This window comes from Luteimonas gilva, from assembly GCF_005239095.1.
GTDB lineage: Bacteria > Pseudomonadota > Gammaproteobacteria > Xanthomonadales > Xanthomonadaceae > Luteimonas_C > Luteimonas_C gilva.
Genome location: NZ_SZUA01000002.1, coordinates 47,949 through 62,947 on the forward strand (window position 1 = coordinate 47,949; position 14,999 = coordinate 62,947).

Genomic DNA, 14,999 nt, shown 5'->3' on the forward strand with positions numbered 1-14,999 from the left:
ACGGAGCATCCGCATGATTGTCGCAGAAAACCTGCGCAAGACCTTCAAAAGCAAGACCGGCGACGTGATCGCCGTCGACGGCGTCGGTTTCGAGGCGCGCGACGGCGAAATCACCGGCTTGCTCGGCCCGAACGGCGCCGGCAAAACCACCACGCTGCGCATGCTGTACACGCTGATGGCGCCGGAACAGGGCCGCGTGCTGATCGACGGCCGCGACGTCGCCGCCGATCCCGCCGCCGCGCGGCGCGCGCTGGGCGTGCTGCCGGACGCGCGCGGCGTGTACAAGCGCCTGACCGCGCGCGAGAACGTGCGCTATTTCGGCGAACTGCACGGCCTGTCGCGCGAAGAGATCGATCGGCGCACGCAGATGCTGTCGCAAGCGCTGCAGATGGACGATTTTCTCGACCGCCAGACCGAAGGCTTCTCGCAAGGCCAGCGCACCAAGACCGCGATCGCACGCGCGCTGGTGCACGATCCGCGCAATGTGATCCTGGACGAACCGACCAACGGCCTGGACGTGATGACCACCCGCGGCTTGCGCGCCTTCCTGAAGCAGCTGCGCGACGAGGGCCGCTGCGTGATTTTTTCCAGCCACATCATGCAAGAGGTCGCGGCGCTGTGCGACCGGATCGTGGTGATCGCGCACGGCCGCGTCGCCGCGCAAGGCACGCCCGACGAACTGCGCGCGCAGACGGGTCAGGACAATCTCGAAGAGGCTTTCGTCAGGCTGATCGGTTCGGATGAGGGCTTGCACGCATGAAGTCGATGTTCACCGTGTGGTGGAAAGAATTGCTGGAACTCTCGCGCGACCGGCGCACGCTGATGCTGGCGCTGGTGATGGGCCCGCTGCTGGCGCCCGCGCTTTTCGTCGGCCTGCTCACGCTGGCCGAGTCGCGCGCCAAGGACCAGATGGAGAAGCCGCTGACGATCGCCATGGTCGGCGCCGAGCAGGCGCCGAACCTGGTGGCATGGCTGGCCGGGCAAGGCATCCAGCGCAAGGATTTCAAGGGCGATCCGGACGCGGCGATCCGCAGCCAGGCCGAGGACGTGTATCTGAAGATCGGCGGCGATTACGCCCAGCAATGGCGCGACGGCGAACCGGCTTTGGTCGAAATCGTCCACGACAGCACGCGCCAGGACGCGGAAGTGCCGGTGCGGCGCTTGGAGAGCGCGTTGGCGCGTTACGGCCAGCAAGTCGGCGCATTGCGTTTGCTGTCGCGCGGGATCAATCCGGCGGTCGCCGCGCCGCTGGCGGTGTCGCACAAGGATCTGTCGACGCCGGAATCGCGCAAGGGCATCGCGATGGCGATGCTGCCTTATCTGCTGATCCTCAGCGCCTTCCTCGGCGGCGCGTACCTGATCATCGACGCCACCGCCGGCGAACGCGAACGGCAATCGCTGGAACCGCTGCTGGCGACGCCGGCGCCGCGCGGGGCGGTGGTCAGCGGCAAGATCGCCGCGGCCTGCAGTGTCGGCTTGTTGAGCCTGTTGCTGACCTTGCTTGCCTTCAAGCTGGGCGCGTCCGTCGCGCCGGGCATCGCGCGTCAACTAGATATGGGTTTGATGTCGATCGCCAAGATGCTGGCCGTGCTGCTGCCGATGCTGTTCATCGGCACGTCCCTGCTGACCTACATCGCCGCGGGCGCCAAATCGGTGAAGGAAGCGCAGAGCTATATGACCTTCCTGATGCTGATGCCGATGATTCCGACCATCGTGCTGATGGTCAGCCCGGTCAAGAACCAGCTGTGGATGTTCGCGGTGCCGTTCCTGGCGCAGAACCAGATGCTGCTGAAAGTGGTGCGCAGCGAAGCGGTGCAGCCGATGGAGTGGATGGTGTATTTCGCCGCCGGCTTCGGCCTGGCCGCGCTGCTGTGGTTCGCGGCGACGCGGCGGTATCACCAGGAGCGGTTGGCGATTTCGGCTTGAATGCTTAAGCCCTCTCCCGCTTGCGGGAGAGGGTTCGGCGAAGCGAGGCCGGTTCGACTCGGCGCCTGAATCGTCGGCTGACGATCTCTACGGCCCGCCAAGCGACATGGCTTCGCCGAACCCTCACCCCAACCCCTCTCCCGATGGGAGAGGGGCTCACAACAGCTTCGTCATGAAGACGCTGTTCGGATCTTCCTTGTAGTTTCCGAACGGCGCGCACGGGACGAATCCGAAGCTCGCGTACAGCTTCCTAGCCGGTTCGAAATAAGCCATCGAACCGGTTTCCAAGCTCAACCGACGGTAGCCGCGGCGACGCGCTTCGGCGATCAGATGTTCGAGCATTTTCGACGCCACGCCCTTGCGCAAGTACGCAGCCGCGGTACGCATGGATTTGATTTCGGCGTGCGTTGCGTCCAGTTCCTTCAGCGCGCCGCAGCCGGCCAATTCGGCGCCGTCCCAAATGCTCCAGAACGCGACGTCCGGTCGGCGCAAACCGGCGGCGTCCAGCGCATGCCGGCTTTCCGGCGGCGAGGTCAGCTGCATCGCCGACAAGTGCTCCTGGAGCAGGCCTAGGACTTCGGGCCCTTCGAGGTCGTCGGCTCTAATTTCCATGTTTCCGACGCCTCGTCGCGCCCCGTTTGTGTCCCGATCAGTCTACGGACAACAGACCGAAATACGCTATGCCCAAGGCCGAACCGACGACGAGCAAGAAGCTGGCCAGGATGCACAGCAGGCCGAGCCCCACCACCCGCCAGTTCGAATGGAAACCGTACCGGTCCGAATCGCGTATGGCTTGCTTGCTCATCTGGAAGCGATCGGCCACCAGGCGCGCGACGACGATATACAACAGGTTGATCGGGGCGGACGGGAATTTTTCCGGCAAGAGCGGGATGCCGATGGCGGCCGCGAGCAAAAAAACCGCGCCGCAATACAAAGTGATCCGTTCGCGTTCGGCTTGGCCCAATGCGCGGAAATTGGCCCAAAGGAAGTAGACCAGGCCCACCGGCCCGCCCAGGAATGCGCCTGCGGCGACCTGGGTCGGCGAATACAGCTCGATCGTTTCTCCATGGGCGAGCTGCGCGCCGACGACCGCCGCTTTCGGCGCCGCATACGGATTCTCGCTCACGCGGCCGCGCCCGCGTTCGCCGGTCCGCGCACGAACTTGCGGTACGCGAATGTGCCTTGCACGCCCCGATAGAAGTAGTAGATGAAGATCAGCGACAACACGATGCCGGTGGGCTTGCCGACCTCGATCATGATTAGGATCTTGGAAACGATGAAATAAACCAGCATCGCGACGGCGCTGGCGCGGCTGTTGCGATAAATGCCCCAGGCCAGGGCGAAAATCAGGCCGACGTCGACCAGGTTCCAGGCGGTGATTCCGGCCATCGAGTTGCCGCTCATCGCCAGCAGCGTGAATCCCAGCGTCAGCGTGCCGGACACGACCGCCGCGATCCACGCGCTGCGGATCTGCTTCGCTATCTCTTCGGGAACCCGCGGCTCCGGCGCCTCGGCCACCGCGGCGTGCGGCGCCGCATAAGGATTGTCGTTCATGGCTATTGGCTCGAATACGAAACAGCCCGGCCGATGGCCGGGCTGTCGTTCGTCGCTGCGCGTCCGCTCAGTTGCCCGGATTGAACGCGATCGTCCGCCGCGTCGTCACCGGCGAATCCACCGGCTGGAAGCGCCAGCGGCGCACTGCGGCGACGGCTTCGCGGTCGAATACGCGATCGGGCTGGGCGCTGACCACGCGTGCGGCGCTGACCGAGCCGTCCGGAGCGACGGTGAATTCGACCTGCACGCTGCCGCTTTGGCGCGCGCGCAGAGCGGCGGCCGGATAGCGCGGCTGAGGCATGCTGATCGGACGCAGGTCGTTGGACGCGGCGGCGGTGCTTGCGGCGGCGGGAGCCGGCGCGGCCGGTGCGGGTGCGGCAGCGGCGGCGCGCTGTTCGGCGGCGCGGCGCTCGGCTTCGCGCTGGGCGGCTTCGCGTTGCGCGGCTTGGGCGGCGGCGTCGGGTTGCGCCGGCGCAGGCGGCGGCGCGGCGGCCGCGGCGGCTTGCTGCTGCTGCAATTGCGCCGCGGCGCGCTGCTGATCCTGGGCTTGCTGCGCGGCGCGCTGCTTCTCCAAGTCGGCCTGGCGCTTGGCTTCGTCCTCGGTGCGGGTCTTCTCGTCGACCGCGCGCTGGGCGACGGCCTGCTGGCCGGCGGCGATGCTGGCTTTCAGGCGCGGCAGCGCCGGGGCCTGCGGATCGGTCTTCTCCATCAGCGCGTACAAACGCTGGGCTTCGACGAAGTCCTCGCGGCCGATGCTCTGCTCAGTGGCGATCAGCGCGTACGGCTGCAAGTCGGTCAGCGCACTGACGACGGCAGGGTCGTTCGGCTGCTTGTCGCGCAGCGCCAGGTAGTACTCCATGGCGTTGTTGCCGGCCGGCGCGTACAGGCGCTGCTCGCGCAGGGCGGTACTGGCGGACTCGCGCAGCTGATCGGCGCCCATCGCCGCGACCTGGGCCGAGACGGCCGGTGCCGGCGGCGCGGCCGTAGCGGCCGTTCCGGGCGTGGTGCCGTCGGCCGAAGCCGGCTCGTCCTTGCTGCAGCCGGCGACTGCGCAGGCCAGCGCTATCCCCAGCGCTAGGTGGAAACCGGGCCGGCGCTGCTCCGCCAGCCGCGAAAATGGCTTTACGACGAACATTTGCAAATCTCCCCTGTGGTGCGGTTCGCGCACGTATGCGTAGCACGCGACAGCGAGAGACGTTTGTCAACTATGAAATGCCGAGGATGTCCGTTTCCGGCTATTAAGCTGCCCGGAAAGGGCATTCGGTCACATCGGCCGAAGGGGCCGGACCGGCGTTCCGTCGCGTCGGCCTTTGCGAATCAACGGACAGGCCCTTGCCTGCAAGGCTGGAGGGGCCAGGGCCCGAATTCGTGCCTCAGCGCCGGCGCGCACGCGTCGCGGCCGCTGGCCGCCGCGGCCCGGTTCGCGAGCGCGAACGCGCGTCCGGTCGGACGATTGGCCAGATTGAGCTCGGCCAGCACCCACGCCCGTTCGGCGTCGCCGCCCGGGCCGAGGTAGAACTCGGCGGCATGGTCGGCGAACGCCAGCGGATGGCGGGCGAGCAGCGCTTCGTAGCGCCGGCGCGCCCGGTCGATGTCGCGCGCGCCCGCAGGGTCGCCGCCGCGCAGACGTATTTCCCCGAGCAGGGCTCGAGCTTCGGGCTCTTCGCTGGTCGCGAGCACGCGTTCGAGCCGCTCGGCCGCCGCCGCGTACTCGCCGCGCGCGGTTTCGAGCTCGGCCAGATGCACGTTGGCCGCGGCGAACTGCGGCAGATGCGCAAGCGCTTTACGGTAGAACGCCTCGCCGCGCGCGGGGTCGCCGGCTTGTTCCGACCACATCGTGCCGCGCGCGAAATAGAGCCATGCATACGGAAACGGCGAAGTCGTGCGCAAGCCGGCGAGCGCGCCGGCGTATTCGCGGTCGGCAAGCTCGTAACGGCCGAGCTCGGCGTAGGCGGTCGCCAGCGCGCCGTGCGTGGCGTAACCGGGCGCGCTTTCGGCTGCGATTTCCAAGGCCGGCGCCGCTTCCGCCGCGCGGGCGGTGGCGATGAGGATCGGCGTTTTTTGCGGCTCGATGCGGCTCGCCGGAACGCCTGCGCGCTGCGCCGCGTCCAGATCGGCGAGCGCATCGGCGAAGCGGTGGATCGCGGCTCGGGCCTCGGCGCGGCGCAGCAAGCCTTCTCCCGTCGCGTCCGCCGTTTCGGCGACGGCGACGGCGCGATCCAAGGCCGCGTAGTCGCCGAGATAGCGCGCCCGGGCCAGCAGCAGTTCGATGCGGCTGCCGTCGTCGTTCGCCTGCGCGATTTGGTGATCGAGATTGGCGATCGCGATCGCGCCGGAGGTCGTGGATACCCCATCCTCGGCGGCGACGGCGCCGCGGGCGCAGGCGATCGCGACGACGCATCCTGCCGCCAAGGCCAGAGCGCGGATCATGGCGCCGCCAGGAAAGGGAAATCGACGGACGAATGCCGCTTGTCGTCGCGGTCGATGCCGTCTTCCACGCCGCGATCGGTGCCGTTGACCAACAAGGCGCGATACACGTCGACGGCGTCGCTGTCGGGCGTCCTGCCGCCGCAGTCGGCGGGCTTCGCGCCTGCGTTCGCGCGCTCGACGCCCATGAAGCGGGCGCAGACCTTGGCGCGGCTATCGACCCATAGGCGGTCGTCGGCGAGCAGTTCGGCCAGCGCCCGGTAGCGTTCCGGATCCTGCGCTTCGGATTTCGCGCGCCATGCGTTGCCGCAAACGCCGTCGAAGCCGTCGTAAAGCGCGAGCGTGCGTTGGATGTCCGGCACGAAACTCGGCCAGTCGGTTTGTGCGGCGCGATTGTATTGTTCTTTGCGGCGATCGCTGTCCGCTTCCGGATCCAGCGGACCCAACAGCGCATTGCCCGTGAGCGGACGGCCGGCGCGATCGATCGGCGCATCGAGTTCCGCGTCGGCGCCGCCGATCGCATAGGTCGCGGACCAAACGCCGAGCACAGGTCCGCCGCGGTTCACCATCGAAAGATCGATCGAGACCACCAGCGCGGCGGATTTCCAGCCGGCGAGCAGGTTCTGCGCCGGTCCGCCGTCGGTGTGGCGCCACCGGTCGAGGATGCCGTGCGCGGTCGCGGCATCGAACCTCGGACAACCGGCGCCGTCGCGCGCCACGCCGGCTTGCAGCGCCTTGGCGGCGACGTCGTAGGCCTGGCGCGTGCCGCGCACGTTGTTGGCGAACGGATCGTCGCGCAAGCCGGCGAAGACGCGGAATCGGCGATGTGCGCTTTCGATGCCTTGCGCGCCGTCCGCCGCGCCCGCGACGCGATCGTCGCCGGCTTCGCAACGTATGTCGCCTTCCTCGTCGAAGCGGCAATCGATGGCGATCGTCGCTGCGGTATGCCCGACCGTGCGGCCGCTATCGACATGGAAGACGTAAGCGACCTTGTCCGAGAATTTGCCGCCGACGATGTCCATCACCAGATTCAACCGGCGCCCGTCCGCCGAAGTCCAGGCGTACAGGTCGCCGATATCGGCCGCGGGATCGGCGATCACGGTGGGCGTGTCGAGATGATCCGAGGCCGAGGCCGCCGAACATAGCGACGCTGCGGCGACGGCCGATGCGAAAGCCGTCTTGAGAATGCGATGGGTGGTCATGTCCGCTCCTGTGAGTGCCGATTTCGCTTGCCGGGGCTCAGCGCCATGCCGTTCGCGGCGCCCATGCGTTCCACAGCATGCGCGCCTCTTCGGCGATCACATCGGGACGCTCTTCCGGCCAGAACAGCTTGCTGCCCTGCAGCAGCCGCACGCCGCGCGATCCGCCGAGCGTGCGATCCAGATAGGCGGCGCTGTCCGCCGGGAAGATCGTGTCGGCCGCGCCCCAGACGATCCGCGCGGGCACCGCGCTGCGTTCCAGCGTCGTCCGAATCCCGATCAAGGGATTGCGCTCCAGCGCGATCGCGTAGGCGTGCGCCAACGCCTTGCGGCGCGAGGTCGACAGCAACGGACCGAAATAGGTGTCGATCGCTTCGTCGGTGGGCTGCGAAGGATCGGCGAAGCACATGCCGCCGATGCCTTGCGGCGAGCGCGCCAGCGTTTTGTCGTCCCACCAGGCGCCGAGCCATTGGTCGACGAACTTGCCTTCCTTCGCCAGCGCGATCACCGGCAGCATCGCCGGCGGCGGGCTGTTGGTTTCGGTATCGCAATTGGTCAGCAGCAAGGTGCGCACCCGTTCCGGATGCGCGGCGACGATCAGCTGCGCGACCTGGCCGCCGCTGTCGTTGGCGACCAGATCGACGCTGGCGATGCCGAGCGAGTCGAGCAGCGAGACGATCATCGCCGCTTGCGCGCGCGGGCCGACATCCTGGCCTTCGCGCACTTGGGTATAGCCCATGCCGAGGAAGTCCGGGGCGATGCAGCGCCGGTAAGGCGACAGCCGTTCGATCGCGCCGCGCCACTGGAACCCGTTCAACGGGAATCCGTGCAGGAACAAGGCCGCATCGCCGGCGCCGCGCTCTACGTAGGCGATGTCGCCGAACGGCGTCTTGGCGTAACGGCGCGCGGTGTGGAAAGCCGCCGCGTCGAGCCGGCCTCCGGCTCCGCCGACCCATGCTGCGCCGCGGCCGACGCAACCGGCGATCGCTCCGGCCATCGCCGCGCCGCCCGCCATCTTGATGAAATTCCGCCGATTCATGGCTTTCTCCTGTTTCTGCGCGAATCGCGGGCGCGCAGCCGCCCGTCGAGCGGCGAGATCGCCGCTCCGTGGAGTCTTGGGAGCGCCGCGAAGCGCGAAATCGCGTCGCGGCGTTATGCTTCGTTAGGCGCGGGTTTCATGTGCGCCTGGCCGATGCCCGTGGCTCAAGCCTGTCCCGGCGAAATCGCCGAATCGTGCGCTTCGCGCAACTTCACCGCGCACTCGTCGCAGCACACCTCGACGGTCTTGCCGCCGATCTTGATCTTGATCGAGTGCTCGTCGAGCGGGCAGTCGCAGGCCGCGCAGGTCCTCTCGGTCATGACAGCGTCTCCATCCAACGCCTGCAATCCAGGCGACGCCATTAAGCCGCGCGGCGGTCGCGGCCGCTGTCAGAATCTTTAGCGACCTGCGCTAGCGGCGGATCACCGACTGCCGGAACTCGGTCGGCGAGCGGCCGTAGGCCTGCTGGAACGCGGCGCTGAAGTGGCTATGGCTGGAAAAACCGAGGTCGTGGCTGAGCGCGCTCAGGTCTTCGTATTCGCCCAGCAGATCCAAGGCCCGCGCCAGGCGCAGGCGCAATTGGTAGCGGTACAGCGGCAAGCCTTCGACCTGTTGGAAAACCTGGGTGAGATAGACCGCCGACACGCCGACTTCGGCGGCGATCTCGGCTAAGGCCCAGCGCCGCGACAGATCGCCGGCCAGCACCAGCTTGGCGCGGTCGACCAGTTTTTGCCGGCCCGCGCTGGCGCCGGCCGCATGCGTGGTGCGCGGACCGAGCGAGCGCTGCGTCAAAGTCAGCGCCAGGCTTTCGGCTTCCAGCGCTTCGGCGATGTTCTCGCGCAGGCTGTGGCGCAGCAATGCGACCAGCACTTGCGCGCGCGCGTCGATGCGCAGGCGCTGTTCGCGGAACGCCAGCAGGTCGCCGTCGCGCAGCAGCGCTTTCGGCGCGAGTTCGCGCAGCATCGATTCTTCCACCCGCACCGACAAACCCGCATCGCCGCCGGGCACCGGATGCGTGATGCGATGGCCTTCGCCGGCGTTGAAGAACAGCACTTGGCCCGCTTCGGCGACCGCGACGTCGTCGCCCTGATGGCGCACGTACAAACCGCGGTACGGAAAAACCAAGTGCGTGGCGTGCATGCCCGCTTCGTCGCGCGGATGCTGGCAATCGCCGCCCGCGCATCGCGTATCCCAGACCGCGACGGTGGGCGTTTCCAGCAAGCGTTCGGTTTCGAATCCGCGCATGGCGTGCGGCTTATTTGCCGATGCAGAAGCTGGAGAAGATGTGGCCGAGCAATTGGTCGGGCGTGATCCGGCCGGTGATCTCGCCCAAGGCTTCGTGCGCCAGGCGCAAGCGTTCGGCGGCCAGCTCCAGCGCTTCGGCGGCGAGTTCGCCGCGCGCGGCATCGGTTTCTTCGCCCGCGCGGCGCAACGCGTCCACGTGCCGCGCCCGCGCGGTGAAGGCGCCGGCGCCCGCGCCGAGCTGTTCGCCCGTCGCATGTTCGCGCAGCGCGGCGTGCAACGCGTCCAGGCCCGCGCCGGTGCGCGCGGAAACGCGCAGCGCATGCTCGGCGGGCGCCGGCGCGGACGGCGGCAGCAAGTCGGCCTTGTTGTGCACCCACAACCGCTGCGGCACCGTTGCGACGACGTCGGCTACGGCGCGCGTGCCGGCTTCGGGCTCGCGCGCGTCGAGCACCACGATCGCCAGATCGGCCCGGCCCAGCTCGTCGCGCGCGCGGCGCATGCCTTCGCGTTCGATCGCATCGCCGCCTTCGCGCAGGCCGGCGGTGTCGACCAGCAGCAATTCCACGCCGTCGATCTTCACCGCTTCGCGCAGCAGGTCGCGGGTGGTGCCGGCGATCTCGGTGACGATCGCGCGTTCGCTGCCGGCCAGCGCGTTCAGCAGCGAACTCTTGCCGGCGTTGGGCGGACCGACGATCACCGCATGCAGGCCGTCGCGCAGTTTCTGGCCGCGCTCGGCTTCGCGCGTCAACGTTGCGATGGCTTGCGCGGCTTGGTCCAAGCGCGCGCGCAATTCGGCGCCGCCGTAGGTGTCGATCGGTTCGTCGGCGAAATCGATCGCCGCTTCGATGTGCACGCGCAGCGCCAGCAGTTCGTCGGCGATCGCGTCGACGCGCTGCGAGAACACGCCGTCCAGCGCGCGGCGTGCGGCGCGTGCGGCTTGCGCGTCGGACGCGGCGATCAGATCGGCGACCGCTTCGGCCTGGGCCAAGTCGAGCTTGCCGTTGAGGAAGGCGCGTTCGCTGAATTCGCCGGGCCGCGCATGGCGCGCGCCGAGCGCGCAACAGCGCGCGACGATCTGGCCCAGCACGACCGGGCTGCCGTGCGCCTGCAGCTCCACCACGTCCTCGCCGGTGTAGCTGGCGGGCGCGGCGAAATACAGGGCGATGCCGTCGTCGAGCGCTTCGCCGGTTTCGTCGCGGAAGCGCGCGTACTCGGCATTGCGCGCTGGCAGTCGTTTCGCGCAGACCGTTTCGGCGATGGCCCGCGCGCGCGGCCCCGACAGGCGCACGATGCCGACGCCGCCGGCGCCGGGCGCGGTGGCGATGGCGGCGATGGTGTCGATGTTCGCGGACATGGCGCTATGGTCGCACGGCGGCGGCGACCTTGCTTTGTAAGGCGGAGCTTGCTCCGCTGCTCTTGCTCTAGCGACTTGTTCGGGAAGATCAAAGCAGCGAAGCAAGCTCCGCTCTACAAAACAGGAGCAAGAAAAAGCCCGCCTTGCGGCGGGCTTTCGGTCAGGTCGTCACGGTGCCGGGCTTGGGCGGCGGTTCGCCGTAGCGCTTGGTCATCCACCATTGCTGCAGCAGGCCGAGCGCGCCGTTGGTGCACCAGTACAGCACCAGGCCGGCCGGGAACAGGGCGAACATCACGCCGAACACCACCGGCATCCACTGCATCATCTTCTGCTGCATCGGATCCATGCCGGGCGTGACCGGAGTCAGCTTCTGCGTGGCCCACATCACCGCCAGGTTGATCGCCGGCAGGATGAAATACGGATCGCGCGCGGTCAGGTCGTGGATCCAGCCGATCCACGGCGCGTGGCGCAGCTCGACCGATTCGGACAGCATCCAGTACAGCGCCAGGAACACCGGCATCTGCAGGAAGATCGGCAGGCAGCCGCCGACCGGATTGATCTTCTCCTTCTTGTACAGCTCCATCATCGCCATCTGGAACTTCTGCTTGTCCTCGCCGTAGCGCTCCTTCAATTGCGCGATGCGCGGCTGGAACCTGCGCATCTTCGCCATCGACTTGTATTGCGCGGCCGACAGCGGATACATCAGCAGCTTGATCAGCACGACCAGGCCGACGATCGACCAGCCCCAGTTGCCGAAAATGCCGTGCAGCTTTTCCAGCACCCAGAACAGCCAGCCGGCGATGGTGGCCATCAAACTGAAACGGCTGTAGTCGACGGCGCGGTCCAGGCCCGGCACGTTCTGCGCCTGGATCTGGTTGACCAGTTTCGGCCCGACCCACAAGCGCGCTTGCGTGCTGGCCTTGCCGCCCGGGGCGACGGTGAACGAAGGGCCGGTCGACTGGATCGCGTAGCGGCCGTTGGGCGTGCTCAGGTCGAAGCGCGAGGCTTGGTCCTGCTGCGGAATCCACGCGGCGAAATAATGGTGCTGCAGCATGCCCAGCCAACCGCCGGTCACGGTCTTCTGCAGCGGGTCGTCGACGAAGTCCTCGTACTTGCGGCGGCTGTATTTGTCTTGCGCGTCGAACCACGCGGCGCCCTGGAAGCTGTATTGCTCGGCGCTGGTCGGTCCGCTGCGCACCAGCGCGCGCGGCACGCGTTCGATTTGGCGGAAGACGTAGCCCTGCCACGGCGCCGAACCGGCGTTGGCGACTTCATCGCGCACGTCGATCGTGTACTGGCCGCGGGTGAAGGTATAGACGCGGCGCACGCTGACGCCGTTCGGACCGTTCCATACGAACGGCACCTGCAGCTTGCGCTCGCCGCGCGCGAGCGCGAACTCGGTTTTGCCGCCTTCGGGCACGAACACGCTGCGCACGGCGTTGTTGCGCTGGTCGACCCAACCGCTGTTCACCGCGAAATACGTCGCCGGCGCGGTGTCGAGCAAACGCACCGGCGGACTCTTCTCGTCCGCGGTGGTCGGATACTTCAGCAGGTCGGCCACGTGCAGCGCGCCGCCGTCCATCCCGATCTTGAAGACGTCGGTGGTGACCGTGACCGCAGGCGCGGCATTGGCCGCGGATTGCGTCGCGGCGGGCGCGCCGGCAAGCGGCGTGGCGCTGGGAATCGCACCGGCGGCCGGCGGCGCGCCGGTCGCTTGCGGCGCGGCGGCGGCCGGTTGCAGGGTCGGCGTGGCGGGCGCGGCTTTCTCCTTGCCCCACTCCATCCACAACAGGGTCGCCACCATCAGCCAGGCGAAGATCAGGAAAACTCGGGTCTGGTTCATCAGGCAGCGGCAGGCTCAGCCGGCATCGGACGCCGGCGCGGGATCGTGGGTGGATACATCGGGATTGGCGGCGGCCCCGGCAAGGGCGGCGCTGCGCATTGTGCCGGGCGCGCCCTCCCCCGTCGACTGCTGGCAGGCGCCGGCGCGCTGCAGCAGCTGGGTCATGGCGGCGATCAGATCGGCGGAAGAAGCCTTGGCGGCGGCGGGCCGGGCGACGAAAACGTAGTCGCCGCCGGCCAGGTCGGCCCGCAGCGCACGGAAGCGTTCGCGCAGCGCGCGCTTGATCCGGTTGCGGCCGACGGCGCGGCCGTCGACCTTGCGCGACACGGCCAGGCCCAGGCGCGCGGGCGCGGCAGCGTCCGCACGGCAGTGCAAGCCGAACAAGGGATGGTTGTAGCGCTGCCCGGATTTGAACGCGGCGTCGAAATCGGACGCGGCCGTCAGGCGCGCGCTACGCGGAAAGCGGGCGCGCGTGGGCATGGGTTCGGGACTCCGGCCGCGACGGCCGGCGGGTCGGCTTAGGCCGACAGGACCTTGCGGCCCTTGGCGCGGCGACGGGCCAGCACCTTGCGGCCGTCGGCGGTCTTCATGCGGGCACGGAAGCCGTGGTCGCGCTTGCGCTTGAGGTTGCTGGGCTGGTAGGTGCGCTTGGTGGCCATGATCGTGCCGGTTATCGGTGAGCAAGACCGCTAAGGATAAAGGGTTCTATGGCTGCCGGTCAAACGCTGCGGCGACTGGGCGCCCGCCGGCCGAACCGCGTTATCCACAGGTGCGCGATCCGGGGGCGGGTGATAGTCTGCCGCCATCCCGATGAATTCCTATCGCGACGCCTCCGCGTCGTGCGGCCAGCCTGTCGATAATGACCTTGACCCCCAACCTCGATGCCTGGCCGCGATGCCTGGAGCGCCTGGAAGCCGAATTGCCGGCCGAGGACGTGCACACCTGGCTCAAGCCGTTGCAAGCGACCCAGCGCGACGACGCCCTGGTCCTGTTCGCGCCGAACGCGTTCGTGGTCGAACAAGTGCGCGACCGCTACCTGGGCCGGATCCGCGAATTGCTGGCGCATTACGCCGGCACGCCCGAGGTGAGTTTGGAAATCGGCGCGCTGAAGCGCGCGCCGACCCCGACCGCCGCGTTCGGCGGCGCGGCCCTCGCGTCCCCGGCCCGTGTCGAAGCCTTCCAAGGCAATCTCGATAGCCACTACACCTTCGACAATTTCGTCGAAGGCCGCAGCAACCAGCTCGGCCGCGCCGCCGCCTGGCAAGCCGCGACCCGCCCCGGTGACCGCGCGCACAACCCGTTGCTGCTGTACGGCGGCACCGGCCTGGGCAAGACCCATCTGATGTTCGCCGCCGGCAATGCGATGCGCGTGCACAATCCGGCCACGCGGGTGATGTATCTGCGCTCGGAGCAGTTCTTCAGCGCGATGATGAAAGCGCTGCAGGACAAGGCGATGGATGGCTTCAAGCGCCAGTTCCAGCAGGTCGACGCGCTGCTGATCGACGACATCCAATTCTTCGCCGGCAAGGACCGCACCCAGGAAGAGTTCTTCCACACCTTCAACGCCTTGTTCGACGGCAAGCAGCAGATCATCCTCACCTGCGACCGCTATCCGCGCGAAGTCGAAGGCTTGGAGCCGCGGCTGAAATCGCGCCTGGCCTGGGGGCTGTCGGTGGCGATCGAGCCGCCCGACTTCGAGACGCGCGCCCAGATCGTGCTGTCCAAGGCGCGCGAGCGCGGCACCCTGATTCCGGAAGATGTCGCTTTTCTCATCGCCAAGAAGATGCGCAGCAACGTGCGCGACCTGGAAGGCGCGCTCAACACCTTGGCCGCGCGCGCCAACTTCACCGGGCGCAGCATCACCGCCGAATTCGCCCAGGAAACGCTGCGCGATCTGCTACGCGCGCAGCAGCAGGCGATCGGCATCCCCAACATCCAGAAGACCGTGGCAGACTACTACGGCCTGCAATTGAAGGATTTGCTGTCCAAGCGGCGGACGCGTTCGCTGGCCCGGCCGCGCCAGGTAGCGATGGCGCTGGCCAAGGAGCTGACCGAACACAGCCTGCCGGAGATCGGCGACGCTTTCGCGGGCCGCGACCACACCACCGTTTTGCATGCTTGCCGCCAGATCCGCAGCTTGTTGGAGACCGACGGCAAGCTGCACGAGGACTGGGACAAGCTGATCCGGAAACTCAGTGAGTAACTGCGCTCGTCAGTTGTGGATAATTCGGGGATAAACGCCGCCGGAAAAGTTACCCACAGCTTGTGCAGCCCCCCAACAGCCCTTTACCAAACGGGTTTGTTAGGGCTGAATAATCAATAAAAACAATGTGTTAGTTGAGTTACCCACCGTTATCCGCGACACCATCACCACCAAGCTTTTGATTTATCCATCCGTCTAGAACCAGAGCG

At 67.7% G+C, this 14,999-nt stretch carries 16 protein-coding genes; 3 read left to right on the forward strand and 13 right to left on the reverse strand.

What is annotated here, in order from left to right; all coding sequences use genetic code 11:
• Positions 1-13: 13 nt before the first annotated feature.
• Both FCE95_RS08205 and FCE95_RS08210 read left to right on the forward strand, forming a co-directional pair.
• Positions 14-760, forward strand: a complete 747-nt coding sequence (locus FCE95_RS08205) for an ABC transporter ATP-binding protein (RefSeq protein ID WP_137266548.1) — start codon at positions 14-16, stop codon at positions 758-760.
• On the forward strand, positions 757-1,926 hold the full coding sequence (locus FCE95_RS08210) for an ABC transporter permease (RefSeq protein ID WP_137266549.1): 1,170 nt from the start codon (positions 757-759) through the stop codon (positions 1,924-1,926). The genes FCE95_RS08205 and FCE95_RS08210 overlap by 4 nt, the downstream gene beginning before the upstream one ends.
• A gap of 156 nt (positions 1,927-2,082) precedes the next feature.
• On the opposite strand, the gene FCE95_RS08215 is transcribed toward FCE95_RS08210, so the two are convergent.
• The 13 genes from FCE95_RS08215 to rpmH form a co-directional block, all read right to left on the reverse strand.
• Entirely contained in the window at positions 2,083-2,538 is a 456-nt protein-coding gene (locus tag FCE95_RS08215) for a GNAT family N-acetyltransferase (RefSeq protein WP_137266550.1), read from the reverse strand.
• Positions 2,539-2,575: 37 nt separating this feature from the next.
• A complete protein-coding gene (locus FCE95_RS08220) occupies positions 2,576-3,052 on the reverse strand; it encodes a hypothetical protein (RefSeq protein WP_137266551.1) in 477 nt (158 codons plus the stop codon).
• Complete coding sequence (locus tag FCE95_RS08225; RefSeq protein ID WP_137266552.1) at positions 3,049-3,480, reverse strand: hypothetical protein; 432 nt, start codon at positions 3,478-3,480, stop codon at positions 3,049-3,051. Before FCE95_RS08225 ends, FCE95_RS08220 begins: the two co-directional genes overlap by 4 nt.
• A 67-nt stretch (positions 3,481-3,547) precedes the next feature.
• Complete coding sequence (locus FCE95_RS08230; protein WP_137266553.1) at positions 3,548-4,615, reverse strand: energy transducer TonB; 1,068 nt, start codon at positions 4,613-4,615, stop codon at positions 3,548-3,550.
• 182 nt (positions 4,616-4,797) lie between these two features.
• On the reverse strand, positions 4,798-5,910 hold the full coding sequence (locus tag FCE95_RS08235) for a tetratricopeptide repeat protein (RefSeq protein WP_137266554.1): 1,113 nt from the start codon (positions 5,908-5,910) through the stop codon (positions 4,798-4,800).
• A complete protein-coding gene (locus FCE95_RS08240; protein WP_137266555.1) occupies positions 5,907-7,109 on the reverse strand; it encodes a DUF4331 family protein in 1,203 nt (400 codons plus the stop codon). The genes FCE95_RS08235 and FCE95_RS08240 overlap by 4 nt, the downstream gene beginning before the upstream one ends.
• A 37-nt stretch (positions 7,110-7,146) precedes the next feature.
• Positions 7,147-8,145, reverse strand: a complete 999-nt coding sequence (locus FCE95_RS08245) for an alpha/beta fold hydrolase (protein WP_137266556.1) — start codon at positions 8,143-8,145, stop codon at positions 7,147-7,149.
• A gap of 164 nt (positions 8,146-8,309) precedes the next feature.
• Positions 8,310-8,465, reverse strand: coding sequence for a hypothetical protein (locus FCE95_RS17080; RefSeq protein ID WP_189644689.1), 156 nt, complete (start codon positions 8,463-8,465; stop codon positions 8,310-8,312).
• 91 nt (positions 8,466-8,556) lie between these two features.
• Positions 8,557-9,390: a helix-turn-helix transcriptional regulator gene (locus tag FCE95_RS08250; RefSeq protein ID WP_137266557.1), complete on the reverse strand. Its 834-nt coding sequence runs from the start codon at positions 9,388-9,390 to the stop codon at positions 8,557-8,559.
• Between the two features lie 10 nt (positions 9,391-9,400).
• Positions 9,401-10,744: a tRNA uridine-5-carboxymethylaminomethyl(34) synthesis GTPase MnmE gene (gene mnmE, locus FCE95_RS08255; RefSeq protein ID WP_137266558.1), complete on the reverse strand. Its 1,344-nt coding sequence runs from the start codon at positions 10,742-10,744 to the stop codon at positions 9,401-9,403.
• Positions 10,745-10,904: 160 nt separating this feature from the next.
• The gene (yidC, locus tag FCE95_RS08260) at positions 10,905-12,587 is read right to left on the reverse strand and encodes a membrane protein insertase YidC (protein WP_137266559.1); all 1,683 of its coding nucleotides are present in this window, start codon (positions 12,585-12,587) and stop codon (positions 10,905-10,907) included.
• 15 nt (positions 12,588-12,602) lie between these two features.
• Positions 12,603-13,067 (reverse strand): ribonuclease P protein component, encoded by a 465-nt coding sequence (gene rnpA, locus FCE95_RS08265; protein WP_137266560.1) that lies wholly within the window; start codon positions 13,065-13,067, stop codon positions 12,603-12,605.
• 38 nt (positions 13,068-13,105) lie between these two features.
• Positions 13,106-13,246, reverse strand: coding sequence for a 50S ribosomal protein L34 (gene rpmH, locus FCE95_RS08270; RefSeq protein ID WP_137266561.1), 141 nt, complete (start codon positions 13,244-13,246; stop codon positions 13,106-13,108).
• Between the two features lie 200 nt (positions 13,247-13,446).
• Between rpmH and dnaA the strand changes: the two genes are divergently transcribed.
• On the forward strand, positions 13,447-14,790 hold the full coding sequence (gene dnaA / locus FCE95_RS08275; protein WP_137266562.1) for a chromosomal replication initiator protein DnaA: 1,344 nt from the start codon (positions 13,447-13,449) through the stop codon (positions 14,788-14,790).
• Positions 14,791-14,999 lie beyond the last annotated feature (209 nt).